Here is a 17,308-nt window from a genome sequence, read left to right on the forward strand (position 1 = left end):
GGAGTGCAGGCGCTCCGGGGCAGTATCAGATGAGGACAGAGGAGGTGAAAACCATGATGACGTCCACCATTCGCCGTCACACCTGCCCGCGCTGCGGAACGGTCCTCGACGAGGGCCCCATCATGTACCGCTGTGCGCGGTGCAAGCGCTCGGTCTACGCCGCCGATGTGAACACCGAGTTCCGCCGCCAGGCCAGGACGCCCGCCTAGAGGACCCCCGCCCTCCCCCTGGACGGCCGGCCCGGACGAGGTCCTGCACCTCCCCCCAGGACCTCCCCCGTGACGACGCACCCGCCGCGGGCGGCTCAGCGTCCCCGGGGGACGACCGCCAGGCCTCCGTCACGGAGCACCACCGCCAGATCCCCCGACACGTCGGTCCGGTGGGTTCGCACACCGAGCCGGTTCAGCCGGGCCAGGGTCGCGGAGGCCGGATGGCCGTAGCCGTTGCCCGCCCCGACGCTGATCAGTGCCGCACGGGCGCCGGAGGCCGCGAAGAAGCCCGGGTGGTGGCCTCCGGATCCGTGATGCGGGATCTTGATGATGTCGGCGGTCGGGAGTCCTCGCCGGAGCAGGTCCTCCTGGGCCTCGGTCTCGATGTCACCGGTGAGCAGCGCCGTCCCGGCCGCCCAGCGCACGTGCATCACGACACTGGCGTTGTTGACCTCCGTCCCCTCCCCTCCACCGCGGGCGGCCCGTCCGCCTTCTTCCACCGGGCCGATGACCGTGAACTCGGACGGCCCGAAGCGCCAGCGCATCCCCGGCCGGGCCGTCCACCGGGTGACCCCGCGCCGGTCGAGATCACCGTGCAGCCTCGCGCTCTCCCTCCCCTCCCCACCGGGGCCGAGCAGCGCGGCGCCCACCCTGCGCCCGCGGAACACACCGTCCAGGCCGCCGACATGGTCGAAGTGGGGATGGGTCAGGACGACCAGTGGGACCGCCTCGACCCCCATGGTGCGCAGACAGCGGTCCACCTGCACCGGATCCGGCCCCGCATCCACGACCACCGCCCGGCCCCGTCCCGCGGCGACCAGCAAGGCGTCCCCCTGGCCGACGTCGCAGACCACCAGCAGCCAGTCCCGTGGCGGCCAGCGGGACACCACCGGCCCGACGAGAACGACCGCCGCCAGCGCTCCGGCCGCCAGGGCACCGGCGATCCACCGCACCCGGCGGCGCCTCAGCGCCAGGACGGCCACCGGCGCGGCGGCGGCCAGCAGGACCAGCCCGGTGAGCCCGGCCGGCCAGGGCAGCACCGCCAGCGGGAAACCCGCCGCGTGCTCCGCCACCTCGATGATCCATCCGGTCGCCAGCCCCGCCGGATGGACCAGCAACCGGGCCGCCGGCATCAGCACGGGTGCGACCAGCGCGGCGGCGAAGCCGAGCAGGGTCGCCGGAGCGACGGCCGGACCCGCGAGGAGGTTGGCGGGGATCGCGACGGGGGCGAGCTGACCCGACATCAGCACGAGCACCGGGGTGACGGCGGCCTGCGCGGCGGCGGGCACGGCGATCGCCTCGGCCGCCCAGCGGGGCACCCGGGGCATCCGTCCCGAGATCCGGTCGCGCCAGCGCGGAGCGAGCACCAGGATGCCGCCGGTGGCGCACACGGACAGGGCGAAGCCGTACGAACGGGCGAGCGCGGGGTCGAACAGGATCAGCAGCAGGACGGTCACCGACAGGGCCGCGACACCGTCGCGGGACCGGCCCGTGCCGAGTGCCAGTGCGGCGACGGAGCCCATGAGGAGGGCCCGGAGCACGCTGGGCGACGGCCGGGCGATGACCGCGAAGGCGAGCATCGCCAGGACGGCGAGCACCGCTCTGGCGGCGAGCGGCAGACCCGCCGTCCGGGCCAGCGCGACCGCGGCCCCGGCCACGATGGCCAGGTTGGCACCGCTGACCGCCGTCAGGTGGCTGAGCCCTGCCGCCTTGAAATCGGCCCTGACCTCCTCGTCCATGCGGGACACGTCTCCGACGACCAGGCCGGGAAGCAGGCCGCGCCGGTCCGGTGGCAGCACGTCGGCGGCGGCCCGGAGGCCGGCCCGGAACGCGCCCGCCGCGTTCTGCACCACCGACGGCCCGCTCAGCACCCTCGGCAGGTCCCGGACGAGGACCACCGCGGCGAGCAGCTCTCCCGACTCGGCCGGGCCGAACCGCCCCCGGATCTCGATCCGCTGACTCGGCAGCAGGGGCCGCCACTCCCTCCCCGAGGTGAGCAGCACCACCGGAGCCCGCACCCGCGTCCTGCCCGCGGCCGTGATCACCGCCTCGATCCTGGCGGGCACGACGAAGCTCTCCCTCCGGAAGACCGACGCCTGCCCCCTCATCTCCCGGGGATCGTCCGTCAGCACCGCTTCCGCCGTCGCCGAGGCCCCCTTCCGTACCAGGTCCGCCACCGGTCCCGTGTCGGCGGCGTGGACCCGGAACGTCACGGTCGCGGCCGTCGCCGCCACGCAACCGAGCACCGCGATCACCGTGTTCCTTCCTGCGGGCGCGGGGCCGGGTGCCCTCCTGACCGGGCGCGCACCGGCGCGGCGGACCGGCACGGCGGCCAGCAGCGCACCGGCCGCGGCGATGACGCTCACCGCGGCGCCCGCCGGAACCGGACAGCCCAGGAGGACGAGCGCGGTCGCCCAGGCGGCGAGGGCGGGCAGGACGAGTCGGAGAGCGTGCGCCGAGCCCTCTGGGACGGCGCCTCCCGCACGGTGGCCGGGGCCGGAATCAAGGCCGGGATCGGAGCCGGGGCCGACGTCAGGGTCGGGGCCGGGGCCGGAGCGGAGGACTGGCGTGGGAGCGGGACCGCGCCCGGCGGTGCGGCCACCGGCTCCGGTCGTAGAGGCACCGGGAAAGGCGGGCGGAGTCATATGCGGACCTTGTCTTTCATCTCGGCGTATTTCCGCTCGCCGATGCCGCTGACCTCGCGAAGTTGCTCGACGCTCCGGAATCCGCCGTGGCCGTCGCGGTATTCGGTGATGCGGCGGGCGAGCACCTCTCCGACACCCGGCAGCTCCTCCAGTTGCTCCGGCGTGGCGCTGTTGAGGTCGAGGATCATCGCGGCGGGATCAGCGGGATCGGAGGGAAGCGCCGGACCGGCAGCTCCGGGCACCCCCCGGGCCGGGGCGCCGACGACGATCTGCTCTCCGTCGACGAGCTTCCGGGCGAGGTTCAGGGAGCTCGAGGCGGACCCTCCGCGCGCGCCTCCGGCAGCCCTGACCGCGTCGGCGACCCGCGAGCCGCCGGGCAGGACGACGACACCGGGACGGCGGACCTTCCCCGCGACGTGGACGGTGACCTCGGCCACCGCCGAGTGCAGCGGCCGGGGAACGGCGGCCTCCGTGACGGAGGGGCCGGACATCGGCGCGGGCGGGGCGAGGGGCTCGGGCTCCGGCTGGGACCGCCAGGCGTGGACGCCTCCGGCGACGACCGCCACCAGGGCGACCAGGAGCAGCACCTTCAGACCTGGGCGGCCGGGATCGAACGCGGGACGCTGGGCGGCGACAGCCGCCCGGAGTGCTTCGAAGGAGGGCGGGACCGGCACGGAAGGCGCCCGGCCGCCGGGACCGCCGGCGTCGGTGCGACCGATGGAGCCGGTCCCGCCGACGGCAGCGGCGTGGCCGGCGGCGCCGGGATCCGCCCCGGGCCCCGTGGCCGGCCCGGCGACGACGGGATCGCGGAACGCCGTCAGCGTCCGCAGCCGCGACTCCGCGCGGAACCGCTCGCTGTCCTGATCTGTGCCCACGTGCGGAACGCTAGGCCGCCGCCTCGGCACGACCGTCGGCCGAATCCGGTTCTGTGGACGACCGGCCGGATCCCGGGCTCCCTGTGGACGGGCGTCATGCAGAGACAGGGGAGACCGGGGAGACCGGGGAGACCGTCACCCCGAGCATGCCCGGTCCCGCGTGGGCGCCGAGGACCGCCCCGACCTCGACCACGACCACCCTGACGAGGCCGGGGAGGCGCTCGGGAAGCCGTGCGGCCAGCGCCTCGGCCCGGGGACGGGAGGAGATGTGCTGGACGGCCACCTCGACCGGCCCGGCGTCCGCGGCGGCCCGGACCGCGAGGTCCTCCAGGCGGGCGATGGCCCGGCTCGCCGTACGCACCTTCTCCAGGGGGGCGATCACGCCGTCGGTGATGTGGAGCAGCGGTTTGATCATCAGAGCGGAGCCGAGCATGGTCGCCGCCGCGCCGATACGGCCTCCTCTGCGCAGGTACTCCAGGGTGTCGAGGTAGAAGAAGCTGCGGGTCTCCGCCATCCGACGGCGCGCGGCCCCGGCCACGTCGCCACGGGCCGCCCCCCGCGCGGCGGCCTCCGCCGCGGCGAGGACCGGGAAGCCGAGTCCCATCGCGACGGACCCGCTGTCGACGACCTCCACCGGGATCGGGGAGTCGACGGCGCCGGCTCTGGCCGCCTCGACGGTGCCCGACATCTTCCCGGACAGGTGGATGGAGACCACCGCCTCGGCGCCGGCGGCGGCCGCCTCGGCGTAGGCGTCCGTGAAACGCCGGGGCGCGGGGCGGGAGGTCGTGACCGGAGTCCGCTCCCAGAACGCCCTGACCGTTTCACCGCCGCCGGCTCCACCTCCGCGCGTTCCGCGCCTGCCCGCGCCGGCGCCGCCCGGCACGGCTCCGTCCGCTCCCGCGGTGCCCGCATCGGCGGCGGCCGTCTCCGTATCGCCCGCCCCCACGGTGCCCGCGCCGGCCGTCCCCGTACCGCCCGGCCCTCCCCCGGTCGGCGGCTCCGTACCGCTCCGCCCTCCCCCACCCGGCTCCGCCCCGCCCGCCCGCACCCCGTCGTCGAAGGCCCTGCCGCCGACGATCACCTGGAGCGGCACCACGACGATCCCCAGCCCGGCGGCCTCCTCGGGTGGGAGGTACGCGGTGGAGTCGGTGACGACGGCGACCGATGGTGGCATGTCCAGAGATTATCCGCAGGAGATCGCATGATCGGGGGTGGAGCGGACGGGCGGTGCTCCGTACCGGAGTGCCGTCGGCCTGCGGGCCGGAGCTCCGGCCCGCAGGCCGGGGCGGGAGCCCGCGCCGGGTGCTACTGGACGGGGGTGCCGCCCCGCCAGACGCGCCGGGGCTTGAGTCCGAAGGCCCAGGCGAAGGCGCCCTCGTGGTCCGCGTCCCACTGGACGATGTCGGCCAGGCGGCCGGGAGCCAGGACACCCCGGTCGGGGGCCCCGAGAACGGTGGCTCCGCCCAGGGTGGCAGCGCGCAGGGCGTCGCCCACGCTCATGCCGAAGGCCGCCACCGCGAGGCTGACGACCAGGGACATCGAGGTGATGCCGCAGTGGCCGGGGTTGTGGTCGCTGCCGAGGGCCACCGTGACGCCCTGGGCCAGCATCCGGCGCACGGGGGGCAGGCTGCCGCGCTGGAGCGCGGTGCCGGGACAGAGCACGGCGGGGACCCCGTAGCGGGACAGGACCGCGATGTCCTCGTCGGAGGTGTGGTGGAGCAGGTCCGCCGAGGCGCATCCGAGTTCGGCCGCGAGCTGGACCGCGCCCCGGCGGCTGTAGGCGCCGGCGTGGAGGCGGGGAAGCAGGCCCACGTTGCGCCCCGAGGCGAGCACCCAGCGGGCCTCGTCGGTGGTGAAGTGGCCCTCGTCGCAGTAGACGTCCACGCTGTCGGCACCGGCCGCGGCGGCGTCGGCGCACCAGGCCCCGACGGCCTCGACGTAGTCGCGCTGGCGTCCGAAGTACTCCGGCGGGACGACGTGCGCGGCGAGGAACGTGACGTGCACGCGCGGCATCATCGGCTCCTTCTCCAGCTCGCGCAGGAGCCGCACGTCGGCGAGCTCGCCGTCGCGGGTGAGGTGGTAGCCGGTCTTCGCCTCGACCGTGGTGGTGCCGCTGAGCAGCCACTCGCGCAGGCGCTCGCGGACGCCGTTGCACAGGGTCCACGGGTCGGTCCCGCGGGTGACCGTGACGGTGGAACCGATGCCCCCGCCGGCCGCGGTGATCGCGGACGGGGTGGAGCCGCCCGAGCGCATGGCCATCTCCGCGTAGCGGTTGCCCGCGTAGACGGGATGGGTGTGGGCGTCGATCAGACCGGGCGTGACGAGCGCGCCGCCCAGGTTCTCGACGTGGTCGACGTCGACGATGTCGTCCACCACGCCGGGGACGCTCTGCGGCAGGTCCGCGGCGCGGCCGACCCAGGCGATGCGGTCGTTGTGCACGAGGATCGCGGCATTGCTGCAGACGTCGTTGCCGGTCCAGAGCCGGCCGATGTTGGTCAGCAGGCGGACCGTCATCGCATCACCGCCTTGTGCGCAGGGAAGGGCACCGGAGCGGAGGGCGTCTCCGGAGACGACGAGGGAGCCCGGCCGGTGCCGGGCGTGGTGCCCACCGGGTCCGCTCCGAGTCCGGACGACATTGGGGGGTCTCCTGCTCTCATCCGCTCATGTGTGTGCGGCGACAGTAGCGCCGGAGCCATGATCCGGCGGTTTCGGTTCAGTTACGTTATTTCACAGCTTGGCCCGCTGTACAGGCTAATGGGGAAGAACGCCGATTCGCCGTAACCGCCGCCGGTTCGCCGGCCCCGCGCCCGCAGCCCACAGCGAGCATGTTTCCGCAGCTCAGATCACTTGTTCCCCACCTGTAACATCGGGCGACAAACAGACCTGTGCCCTAACATCTCGTTAGGTTTGCCCCATGGTAGCAACCTAAACCTTGACCGGCCAGTGCCCGATTTACGGGGATATATACGGTTTTTAGGAAGTGTCAGTTCTTCCCAATCGGGACCTGCAGCGCAAGCATCGGCATTGCCCTCAAAGCCGATGTCCTTCTAATCTCACACAGCGACCGGCCGCGTCACCGGCACTCCGGCACCACTCCGAAGCCTTCTCCCGGCCCCGCTCCACGAGTTCTGCGGCTCCTTCCCGGCCCCGCTTCACGAATGGGGCGCATCACGACAAGCGCTGTAGCCTTGCCTGCGAGCGCCTCGTATGCATTGGGAGTGATCTTGACCGTCCACGCGGACGCCGGTCGGCGTCGCATCGAAGAGCTTCTCCGGGACCACGAGGAGCGCATCCTCAAGCGCTGGCTGGAGAGCGCCTCCGGTGGACCGGCGGACCGGAGCGACCTCGCGGGCCGGCTCCGCGACGTCTACCACGCCCTGCGCGACTCCCTGGAGTCCGGCGACACCAGCGACCTTCGAGGCCTGCTCGCGGACCTGTCCCGGTCCCGCGCCCGCGAGGGGCACAGCCCGACGGCGACCGCCGTCGCGGTCTTCGGGGTGAAGGAGGCGGTCTACGAGATCGTCGAGGCCGACGGCGGCGCGGAGGCCCTGCGGGGCTTCATCTGGTTCACCAAGATCGTCGACGACCTCGGGCTCTTCACCTTCGAGACCTACGCGGCGGCCAGGGAGAAGATCATCATCGATCAGGCCGAGCAGCTCCTGGAGCTGTCGACCCCGGTGGTGAAACTCTGGGAGGGCATCGTCGCGGTGCCGCTGGTCGGCACCCTCGACTCGGCCAGGACCCAGGTGGTCATGGAGAAGCTGCTGCAGACCCTGGTGGACACCGGCTCCGAGCACGCGGTGATCGACATCACCGGCGTGCCCGCGGTCGACACCCAGGTCGCCCAGCACCTGCTCAAGACCGTGGTGGCGGCCCGGCTGATGGGCGCCGAGTGCGTGATCTCCGGCATCCGCCCGCAGATCGCCCACACCATCGTGACCCTCGGCATCGAGTTCGGCGACATCGTGACCAAGGCCTCCCTGGCCGACGCCCTGGCCCACGCGCTGCGCCGGAGCGGGGTCGAGATCGACTCGGGCCGCAGGACCCGCATCGCCGTACGGGCCGAGGAGGTCTGATGGACCGCGTGCCCGTTCTCAAGCTCGGGGACATCCTCATCGTCTCCATCCAGATCGACCTGCAGGACCAGAGCGTCCTGGCGCTCCAGGAGGACCTGGCGGACCGGGTGGTCGCGACGGGCGCACGCGGAGTGATCATCGACATCACCGCCGTGGAGATCGTCGACTCGTTCATCGGCCGCATGCTCGCCACCATCGCCTCGATCTCCCGCATGCTCGACGCCGAGACCATCGTGGTGGGCATGCGCCCGGCCGTCGCGATCACCCTGGTGGAGCTCGGGCTCTCCCTCGGGGGCGTGCGCACCGCGCTCAACCTCGAGAAGGGCGTCGCCCTGCTCGACCAGCGCGACCGCCGCGGCGGCCCGCGGACGACTGCGGCGACGCGGTGACGTCTCCCGCGGAACTGCCCATCACCGGCAACGGCGACGTCGTACTGGTGCGCCAGCAGGTCCGCGCCACCGCCGTCGAGGTCGGGCTGTCCCTCGTGGACCAGACCAAGGTGGTGACCGCGGCCAGCGAGCTGGCCCGCAACGCCCTGGTCTACGCGGGGGGCGGCCGGGCCCGGATCGAGATCGTGCACAACGGCGCGCGCTCGGGCCTGCGGCTCACCTTCAGCGACGACGGGCCCGGCATCCCCGACATCGAGCAGGCGCTCACCGACGGCTGGACCACCGGCGGCGGTCTGGGACTCGGCCTGAGCGGCTCCCGCCGCCTCGTCGACGAGTTCGACCTGAGATCGGCTCCCGGCGAGGGGACGCTGGTGACGGTGACGAAATGGGCCAGGTGATCCGTTCCCACAACGACGTCTGGATCAGGACCGAGGAGGAGAGCGCCGTCGGCTCGCTCCGCCGTACCGCCGTCGCGCTGGCCGAGGCGTGCGGGTTCGACGAGCAGGACACCGGCCGGGTCGCCGTCGCGGTGAGCGAGGCCGCCTCGAACCTGGTCAAGCACGCGGTCGAGGGCGTCATGCTGATCCGGCCGCACCCGGAGCTGGCCTCCGCGGTCGAGGTGGTCGCCATGGACCGGGGACCGGGCATGCACGACTTCTCCCGTGCCCTGCGGGACGGATACTCCACCAAGGGCACGCTCGGCATCGGGCTGGGCGGCATCGCGCGCATGGCCAGCGGGTACGACGTGCACTCCGTGCCCGGCCGCGGCACGGTGGTGGGCATGTGCTTCACCGCCCGGAGCGCGGTCCTCCCCCCGTCGCGGGTCAGCGGGGTGACCCGCCCGATCGGGGAGGAGGTCGTCTGCGGCGACGCCTTCGCGGTCGTCGAGAGCGGCACGTCGACCACCGTGATGGTGTGCGACGGGCTGGGGCACGGCGAGGCCGCGGCCCTGGCCTCGCGCGAGGCGGTGCGGGTCTTCCTGGAGCACGCCGACCGGCATCCCGGCTTCGAGCCGGTCTCCGCCCTGGAGCGGATCCACCGCGGCATCGCCCGCACGCGCGGGGGCGCCGTCGCCGTGGCCCGGATCGGCGCGGCCGGCGGCCCGGTGAGCTTCGCCGGTCTGGGCAACGTCTCGGCGTGGATCGCCCATCCGGAGGGCCGCCAGGGGATGATCTCGGTGCCGGGCATCGCCGGCCACCAGGGCCGCACCCTCCGGCAGTACGAGTACACCCTGCCGGAGAACGCCATGGTCGTGCTCCACTCCGACGGGCTCTCCGACCGCTGGGACGTCGCCGCCGATCCGGGGCTGGTGGCGCGCACGCCCTCCGTCGCCGCCGTCACCCTGCTGCGCGACGCCGGGACCCGCCGGGACGACGCCTGCGTGGTGACGGTGAGACCGGCCGCATGACCGGTGAGGAGCTGATCAGGATCCGCGTCCTGGACGATCAGGACGTGTTCGCGATGCGCCGGCTGGGCCGCGAGGTCGCCGAGACGGCCGGGATGACGGCACAGGACCAGATCCGGGTCGCCACGGCGCTGAGCGAGCTGGGGCGGGAGATCGCCATCGAGGGGCTCGACGACGTCGCCGTCGTCTTCCTGCTCGACCAGGACGAGCTCGTCGTCTCCCTCACCTTCACCGCGGACGGCGGCTTCCGCCCGACCACCGGCGTGACGCTGGCGGGCCGCCTCATGGACTCGATCGAGGCCGATCCCGCCGGCGGGCGGGTGAGCATGCGCAAGCGGCTCCCGCCCGGCCGGGTCCGGCTCTCCGCCGCGGAGATCCGCGCCAGGCTCGACCGGCTGACGCCGGCGACCGCCCTGGACGAACTCCGCCAGCAGAACCGCGAGCTCGCCGAGACCCTGGAGGAGGTGCGGCAGCTCAACACCGAGCTGGAGGAGACCAACCAGGGCGTCCTCGCCCTGTACAACCAGCTCTCGGCGGAGCTAGAGGAGACCAACCGCGGCGTCGTGGCGCTCTACGCGGAGCTGGACGAGAAGTCCCGGCAGCTGCGGGAGGCGAGCGACGCCAGGAAGCGGTTCTGGGCCACCGTCAGCCACGAGCTGCGCACCCCGCTCAACTCGATCATCGGCCTGGTCCGCCTGCTGGTGGGGCCCGGCGGGGACCCGCTCGGCGCCGAGCAGCTCCACCAGGTCCAGCTCATCGGCTCCTCCGCCGAGACGCTCCTGGCGCTGGTCAGCGAGCTGCTCGACATGGCCAAGGCCGAGTCGGGACGGCTGGACCCCCAGCCCGCCGCAGTGGACCTGGTCGAGCTGGCCGAGCGGCTGCGCATGACGCTGCACCCGACCGGCGAGGCCGGCGGGGTCGCGCTCTCGGTCCGGGTGACCGGAGGGCCGCCCGAGATCCTGGCCGACGAGGTCATGCTCACCAGGGTCCTGCGCAACCTGCTCGCCAACGGCCTGAAGTTCACCGAGGAGGGAGAGGTCCGGCTCGACGTGACGTACGACGAGACGACCCGCGAGGTGGTGTTCACGGTGACCGACACCGGCATCGGCATCCCCGCCGAGCACCTCGACCGCGTCTTCGAGGAGTTCTACCAGGTTCCGGGCCCGATCCAGGTGCGGGCCCGGGGCACCGGGCTCGGCCTGCCGTACGCCCGGCGCCTGACCGAGGCGATGGGCGGCACGCTCCGGCTCAGCAGCGCGCCGGGGCGGGGCACCACCGTCGTGGTACGGCTCCCGCACGGCCACGACGCCGTACCGGTGGTCGGCCGCGTCCTCGTCGCCGACGACGACGCGGAGTTCCGCGAGGACGTACGGCGGATGCTCACCGGTTTCGCCGCCCGCATCGACGAGGCCTCCGACGGGCTGGCCGCGCTGGAGGCGATGGCGGCCGCCCCTCCGGACCTCGCGCTGGTGGACCTGCTGATGCCCCGGATGGACGGGGCGGCCCTGATGCAGCGGATGGCCGACGACGAGCGGCTGCGCGACGTCCCCGTGGTCATGGTCACCGCCGCGACCTCCCAGCACCACCCGCCGAACGTCCGCGCGGTCCTCCCCAAGCACGGGCTGCGCCGGGACGTCCTGCTGGAGACCGTACGGCACGCACTGGAACACGAGGACGACCGGGGATGACCGACGAGCGGGCGGGCCGGACGGCCGGCACGGAGCAGGCGACGGTGCTCGTCGTGGACGACACGCCGACCAAGCTCTACATCCTGTCCAGCTGGCTGCGGCGGGCCGGGCACCGGGTCGTGGAGGCGGCGGGCGGCCTGGAGGCGCTGGCCAGGGTCAGGGAGGTCCACCCCGACCTCGTGGTCCTCGACGTCCGCCTGCCCGACCTCAGCGGCTACGAGGTCTGCGAACAGATCAAGGCCGATCCCGCCACCTCGGCGATCCCGGTCGTCCAGATCTCGGGGGCGGCGATCACCGCCGCCGACCGGGCCCGGGGACTGGAACGCGGCGCGGACGCCTATCTGGCGGAACCCGTCGAACCGGACGAGTTCGCGGCGACGATCGAGGCCACGCTGCGCTACTACCGCGCGCGGCAGCGTGCCGAGCGCATGGCCCGGCGGCTCGCCGCCCTGACCGAGGTCACCCTGGCGATGAACGCCGCCGGAACGTTCGACGAGCTCGTCGCCTCCGCCGTCGAGGGCACCTGCCGGATCCTGGGCAGGCACGCGGGCGTGCTGGTCCTCCCGCCCGACGGCCGGGTCCGCAGGTTCACCGCCATGCCCCCGGACGGCACCGCCGTGCCGAGGGCCGCCGCCCCCGGCGTCCTGACCGAACTGAGCGCCCGCGCCACGGGGAACGCCGTGGGAACGGAGATCCTCACCTTCTCCCCCGCGTTCTGGGCGGAGCTGATGCCCGACACGCTCGTCGAGAACGAGATCCTGTCCGTGCTCTCCCGGACCAAACCCGGCCGTCCCCCGGTCGCCCTGGGAGTGGAGGCGGTCCCCCCGCTCGACCAGGACGAGTGCAACATCCTGCGCCAGCTCGGGCAGGCGCTCGCCCTGACGGTCGACAACCTGCGCGCGTACGCCGAGGAGCACGCGATCGCGCTCACCCTGCAGCGCAGCCTCCTGCCGGCCCGGATCCCCGAGGTCGCCGGGCTGGACATCAGCTGGCGCTACCAGCCCGCGGTGGACAACGTCGAGGTCGGCGGGGACTTCTACGAGGTCGTCCAGCTCGGTGAGCGGGTCCTCGTCGGCATCGGCGACGTCCAGGGGCACTCACTGCTCGCCGCCACCGTGATGGCCGAGCTCCGCCACGCGCTGCGCGCCTCGCTCCTCGGGCCTGCGGTGGACCTGGGCGCCTCCATGGCGCTGCTCAACGACGTGCTGCGGCGCTACCACCCCGGGATGACCGCCACCGTGTGCCTGGTCCTCATCGACCCGGCGACCGGGGAGGCACAGATCGCCAACGCGGGGCACATCCCGCCGCTCCTCACCGACGGCCGCGGCGGGGCCCGTTACCACGGCCTGGGCAACCTGCTGCTGGGCGTGGCCGAGGAGACCTACCGCGTCGACCGGCTCTCGGTCCCTTCGGGAGGCTCGGTGCTGCTGTTCACCGACGGCCTCATCGAGGACCGCGACACGCTGCTCGACGAGAGCCTGGAGACCGCCCGGCAGGTGGCGGAGGCGGTCACGGAGGACCTGGAGCCGTTCTGCGACCGCCTGATCACCCGTTTCGGGGCCCGCGAGGACGACGTGGCGCTCGTGATCTTCCGCCGCACGGCGGACGGACCGGACGGCTCCTGAACGCCCTCGGAACGCACGGGAGCCGGGCCGGGGACGTCCGCACGTCCCCGGCCCGGCTCACGGATCGCTCCTGCGGGCCGCCGCCGCGCCGCTCCGGCCGCCTCAGACGGTCTCGACCGGCCTGGCGGTCCGCTCCAGTTCGGCGAACAGACCGGGCAGGACCCTGGCGTGCAGGATCGTGCCCTCCTCGGTGTGCTCGACGTCGAGGACCTCGCCCTCCTGGTGCACCCGGGAGACCAGGTCTCCGCGCTGGTACGGCACGAGCATCCGGACCTCCCGGTCGAAACGCGGCAGTTCGCGCTCGATCACGGCCCTCAGCTCGTCGATCCCGGCGCCGGTGCGGGCCGAGACGACGACGGTGTGCTTCTCCCGCGCGGTCAGCTGGGCCAGCACCACCGGGTCGGCGGCGTCGGCCTTGTTGACGACCACGATCTCGGGGATGTCCCCCGCGCCCTCGATCTCGGAGAAGACCTCCCGCACTGCGGCGAGCTGCGACTCCGGGTCGGGGTGCGAGCCGTCGACCACGTGCAGGATCAGGTCGGCGTCGCCGACCTCCTCCAGCGTGGAGCGGAAGGCCTCGACCAGCTGGTGCGGCAGGTGCCGGACGAACCCGACGGTGTCGGCCAGCGTGAACAGCCGCCCCTCGGGGGTGTAGGCCCTGCGGACGGTCGGGTCGAGGGTGGCGAAGAGCGCGTTCTCCACCAGCACGCCCGCGCCGGTCAGCCGGTTCAGCAGCGAGGACTTGCCGGCGTTGGTGTAGCCGGCGATGGCCACGGCCGGGACCTCGCGCTGCACCCGCCGCGCGCGCTTGGTCTCGCGCGCGGTGGTCATCTCGCCGATCTGCCGGCGGAGCTTGGCCATCCGCTCGCGGATGCGGCGGCGGTCCAGCTCGATCTTGGTCTCACCTGGACCGCGTCCGCCGATGCCGACGCCGCCCGCGGCCCGGCCGCCGACCTGGCGGGACAGGTTTCCGCCCCAGCCGCGCAGGCGCGGCAGGAGGTAGTTGAGCTGGGCGAGCTCGACCTGGGCCTTGCCCTCCCGGCTCTTGGCGTGCTGGGCGAAGATGTCGAGGATCAGCATGGTCCGGTCGATGACCTTGACCTTGACGACCTCCTCCAGCTGCCGCAGCTGGCCGGGGCTCAGCTCACCGTCGCAGACCACGGTGTCGGCGCCGGTCGCCGCCACGATGTCCGCCAGCTCCTGCGCCTTGCCGGAGCCGATGTAGGTCGCCGTGTCGGGCTTCTGGCGGCGCTGGATCAGTCCTTCCAGCACCTCCGAGCCCGCCGTCTCCGCGAGGAGCTTGAGCTCCAGGAGGGAGTTCTCGGCGTCGGTCACCGTGCCCGAGGTCCAGACACCGACCAGGACGACCCTCTCGAGCCGCAGCTGACGGTATTCGACCTCGGTGACGTCCTCGAGCTCGGTGGAGAGCCCTGCCACCCGGCGCAGCGCCTGGCGCTCGGCCAGGTCCATCTCACCGGTCTCGGGCAGATCGTCGAACTGGTCAAAGTCCAGCGACTCACGAGTGTCTATGTCGTTGCTCCTGTTCGGATGCTCGGTTTCCGTGTGCGTCATCCTGTGACGCCCATGGCGTGACACCTATGACAACGCCCGGACTCCTCGGATGTCTTCCCGCCGATGGTGCCATGTCGACGTCCGGACCTCACCTGGTTATCCCCTGCGGCCCGCCCGCCCGGATGGGCGGGACCCGGACCCGGCGGGCGAGCCCGGGGCCGGCCGCGGGGCTCAGACCGGCGGGCGGGCCCCGGGATCGGCGGACGGGGCCCGGAGCCGGCGGGCGGGGCTCAGACCGGGAGCACCTTCGCGTCCCCGGCACCGCTGCTCACCTTCACGGTGCGGGTCGCGGACGGGTCCTGCTCGACCTGGATCGTCTCGTCCCCGGCGCCGCTGCCGAGGTCCACCCGGTAGGGGCCCTTGGGCAGCCGTACCGTGGCGTCGCCCGCGCCGGTCTCCACGTCGACCCGGTCCGGTGCGGCGGTGAACTCCGCCTCGACGTCGCCGGCCCCCGTGTCGGCGGTGAACGTCTTGGCCGCCAGGCCGCCGGCCTCGATGTCACCGGCCCCGCTGCCCGCCTCCACCTCGCCGGTGAGGGAGCGCAGCGTGATGTCGCCCGCGCCGGTCTCGACCCGGACCCGCACCCCCTTGGGGATCTCGACCTTGTAGTCGACGCTGCAACTCCCCAGGCTGAACCCGGACGGGCAGGTGTACTTCAGCGTGAGGGTGCCGCCGTCGACGGAGTGCTCCGTCTTCGGCTTGTCGTTGCTCCAGTGGAGGGTCTCGGTGACGCCGATCCCGCTCCGGCCGGACTCGTTCACCACGATGTCCCCGGCCTCCGCGTCCACGGAGAGCACCAGCACCTCGTCGGCCACGTCGTAGGAGACGGCGGTCTGCTGAGTGGCCAGAGGACCGACCCCGCAGCCGGAGAGCACCAGTGCCGATCCCAGGAGCGCCCCCGCGGCCAGCATGTTCTTCTTCATGAGACTGATCCTCGACTTCCGGGAGGCGCTCCGCCTCCCCCTCACGACCGGTTCCGCGCCCTCTCCGTCGGAGGGAACTGATCCAACTGTGGCCCGGCCGTCCTCATGATCCCATCCGGGAGACCCCGGAGGGGGCCCTGAGAGGACCCCGGCCTTTGACCCGTAAGTGACCGTCCAGTAGCGTCGATTCCACAATTCAGAAGTCGTTTTCCACCAGACGGAAAGGAAGCTCATGGACGGCGTTGAGATCACCGGCCCCATGCTGGAGCGGTTCGACCAGATCCTCACGCCGGAGGCGCTGGCCTTCGTCGCCGCCCTCCAGCGCGAGTTCGGCGCCCGGCGGCTGGAGCTGCTGGCCGCCCGCCGGGCGCGGCAGGAGGAGCTGTCGGCCGGCGGCACCCTGGACTTCCTTCCCGAGACCAGGCACGTGCGCGAGTCCGAGTGGAAGGTCGCCCCGCCCGCGCCCGGCCTGGTGGACCGCCGGGTGGAGATCACCGGCCCGGTCGACCGGAAGATGACGATCAACGCGCTGAACTCCGGGGCCAAGGTCTGGCTGGCGGACTTCGAGGACGCCAACGCCCCCACCTGGGAGAACACCGTCAACGGCCAGCTCAACCTGCGGGACGCGCTGGACCGGACCATCGACTTCGAGACCGGCGGCAAGAGCTACGCGCTCAAGCACGACGAGGAGCTGGCCACCATCGTGGTCCGCCCGCGCGGCTGGCACCTGGAGGAGAAGCACCTCACCTGCGACGGCGCCCCGTTCTCCGGTTCGCTCGTCGACTTCGGCCTCTACTTCTTCCACTGCGCCGCCCGGCAGCTCGCCAAGGGCAAGGGCCCCTACTTCTACCTGCCGAAAATGGAGTCGCACCTGGAGGCCCGCCTCTGGAACGACGTCTTCGTCCGGGCGCAGGACCTGCTCGGCGTCCCGCAGGGCACGATCCGCGCGACCGTGCTGATCGAGACCTACCCGGCCGCGTTCGAGATGGAGGAGATCCTCTACGAGCTCCGCGACCACTCGGCCGGGCTCAACGCGGGCCGCTGGGACTACCTGTTCAGCGTCATCAAGAAGTTCCGGACCCGGGGCCGGGAGTTCCTGCTGCCCGAGCGGAACGCGGTGACCATGACCGCCCCCTTCATGCGCGCCTACACCGAGCTGCTGGTCCGCACCTGCCACAAGCGCGGCGCGCACGCTATCGGCGGCATGGCCGCCTTCATCCCCTCCCGCCGCGACGCCGAGGTCAACAGGGTCGCCCTGGAGAAGGTCACCGCCGACAAGACCCGCGAGTCCGGCGACGGCTTCGACGGCTCCTGGGTCGCCCACCCCGACCTGGTCCCGATCTGCCGCGAGGTCTTCGACGGCGTGCTCGGCGACGAGCCCAACCAGCTCGCCCGGCTCCGCGAGGACGTCTCCGTCTCCGCCGCCGACCTGCTCGCGATCTCCAAGACCCCGGGCGACATCACCGAGGCCGGCCTGCGCAACAACGTGGACGTGGCGCTGCGCTACCTCGCCGCCTGGATGGGCGGCCTGGGCGCGGTGGCGATCCACAACCTGATGGAGGACGCCGCCACCGCCGAGATCTCCCGCTCCCAGATCTGGCAGTGGATCCACAACGACATCGAGCTCGCCGACACCGGGGCCGTGGTCACCAAGGAGCTCGTCGAGCGGATCATCGACGAGGAGCTCGCCAGGATCGAGGCCGAGCCGGGCTACGACGAGGCCCTCTACGCCCAGGCCACCGCGCTGTTCAAGGAGGTCGCCCTCGACGACGACTTCGCCGAGTTCCTCACCCTGCCCGCGTATGCCCGCATGCCGTGACACGGGGGATCCCGCGGTGGGATCCTCCTCGTCCGGAGAGGATCCCACCGCGGCCCCGCGGCCGCCGGAGGAGGCGCGTTGA

General features: G+C 73.0%; 14 protein-coding genes. 8 read left to right on the plus strand and 6 right to left on the minus strand.

Going from position 1 to position 17,308, the window contains the following annotated elements:
• The first annotated feature begins 56 nt into the window (after positions 1–56).
• Positions 57–209 carry a hypothetical protein gene (locus IEZ07_RS16860; RefSeq protein ID WP_191895632.1) on the plus strand — a complete coding sequence of 51 codons (153 nt, stop codon included), beginning with the start codon at positions 57–59 and terminating at the stop codon, positions 207–209.
• A 95-nt stretch (positions 210–304) separates the two neighbouring features.
• Here IEZ07_RS16860 and IEZ07_RS16865 read toward each other — a convergent pair whose 3' ends face one another.
• From IEZ07_RS16865 to hutI, 4 genes are all read right to left on the minus strand, one after another.
• The gene (locus IEZ07_RS16865; RefSeq protein WP_239320040.1) at positions 305–2,575 is read right to left on the minus strand and encodes a ComEC/Rec2 family competence protein; all 2,271 of its coding nucleotides are present in this window, start codon (positions 2,573–2,575) and stop codon (positions 305–307) included.
• 275 nt (positions 2,576–2,850) lie between these two features.
• On the minus strand, positions 2,851–3,729 hold the full coding sequence (locus IEZ07_RS16870; RefSeq protein ID WP_191895634.1) for a ComEA family DNA-binding protein: 879 nt from the start codon (positions 3,727–3,729) through the stop codon (positions 2,851–2,853).
• Positions 3,730–3,823: 94 nt separating this feature from the next.
• Positions 3,824–4,903: a DegV family protein gene (locus IEZ07_RS16875; RefSeq protein WP_239320043.1), complete on the minus strand. Its 1,080-nt coding sequence runs from the start codon at positions 4,901–4,903 to the stop codon at positions 3,824–3,826.
• A 131-nt stretch (positions 4,904–5,034) separates the two neighbouring features.
• Positions 5,035–6,243 (minus strand): imidazolonepropionase, encoded by a 1,209-nt coding sequence (hutI, locus tag IEZ07_RS16885; RefSeq protein WP_068896894.1) that lies wholly within the window; start codon positions 6,241–6,243, stop codon positions 5,035–5,037.
• Between the two features lie 704 nt (positions 6,244–6,947).
• On the opposite strand from hutI, the gene IEZ07_RS16890 reads away from it, so the two are divergent.
• Genes IEZ07_RS16890 through IEZ07_RS16915 form a run of 6 tightly spaced genes read left to right on the plus strand, consistent with a single transcriptional unit; the run spans position 6,948 to position 12,912 of the window.
• On the plus strand, positions 6,948–7,805 hold the full coding sequence (locus IEZ07_RS16890) for an STAS domain-containing protein (protein WP_373868856.1): 858 nt from the start codon (positions 6,948–6,950) through the stop codon (positions 7,803–7,805).
• The gene (locus tag IEZ07_RS16895; protein ID WP_204054392.1) at positions 7,805–8,194 is read left to right on the plus strand and encodes an STAS domain-containing protein; all 390 of its coding nucleotides are present in this window, start codon (positions 7,805–7,807) and stop codon (positions 8,192–8,194) included. The genes IEZ07_RS16890 and IEZ07_RS16895 overlap by 1 nt, the downstream gene beginning before the upstream one ends.
• Entirely contained in the window at positions 8,191–8,592 is a 402-nt protein-coding gene (locus IEZ07_RS16900; protein ID WP_191895636.1) for an anti-sigma regulatory factor, read from the plus strand. The genes IEZ07_RS16895 and IEZ07_RS16900 overlap by 4 nt, the downstream gene beginning before the upstream one ends.
• Positions 8,580–9,602, plus strand: coding sequence for an ATP-binding protein (locus tag IEZ07_RS16905; protein ID WP_191895637.1), 1,023 nt, complete (start codon positions 8,580–8,582; stop codon positions 9,600–9,602). Before IEZ07_RS16900 ends, IEZ07_RS16905 begins: the two co-directional genes overlap by 13 nt.
• Positions 9,599–11,287, plus strand: a complete 1,689-nt coding sequence (locus IEZ07_RS16910) for an ATP-binding protein (RefSeq protein ID WP_191895638.1) — start codon at positions 9,599–9,601, stop codon at positions 11,285–11,287. The genes IEZ07_RS16905 and IEZ07_RS16910 overlap by 4 nt, the downstream gene beginning before the upstream one ends.
• A complete protein-coding gene (locus IEZ07_RS16915) occupies positions 11,284–12,912 on the plus strand; it encodes a fused response regulator/phosphatase (RefSeq protein WP_191895639.1) in 1,629 nt (542 codons plus the stop codon). Before IEZ07_RS16910 ends, IEZ07_RS16915 begins: the two co-directional genes overlap by 4 nt.
• Positions 12,913–13,014: 102 nt before the next feature.
• On the opposite strand, the gene hflX is transcribed toward IEZ07_RS16915, so the two are convergent.
• Positions 13,015–14,382 carry a GTPase HflX gene (hflX, locus tag IEZ07_RS16920; protein WP_191895789.1) on the minus strand — a complete coding sequence of 456 codons (1,368 nt, stop codon included), beginning with the start codon at positions 14,380–14,382 and terminating at the stop codon, positions 13,015–13,017.
• Positions 14,383–14,714: 332 nt separating this feature from the next.
• Positions 14,715–15,407, minus strand: a complete 693-nt coding sequence (locus tag IEZ07_RS16925; protein WP_068896900.1) for a DUF4097 family beta strand repeat-containing protein — start codon at positions 15,405–15,407, stop codon at positions 14,715–14,717.
• A gap of 232 nt (positions 15,408–15,639) precedes the next feature.
• Here IEZ07_RS16925 and aceB point away from each other — a divergent pair, with 232 nt between their 5' ends.
• Positions 15,640–17,226 carry a malate synthase A gene (gene aceB / locus IEZ07_RS16930; protein WP_191895640.1) on the plus strand — a complete coding sequence of 529 codons (1,587 nt, stop codon included), beginning with the start codon at positions 15,640–15,642 and terminating at the stop codon, positions 17,224–17,226.
• Positions 17,227–17,308: the final 82 nt, after the last annotated feature.

The sequence above is a fragment of the Planomonospora parontospora genome (assembly GCA_014647935.1).
In the GTDB taxonomy this organism is placed as follows: domain Bacteria; phylum Actinomycetota; class Actinomycetes; order Streptosporangiales; family Streptosporangiaceae; genus Planomonospora; species Planomonospora parontospora.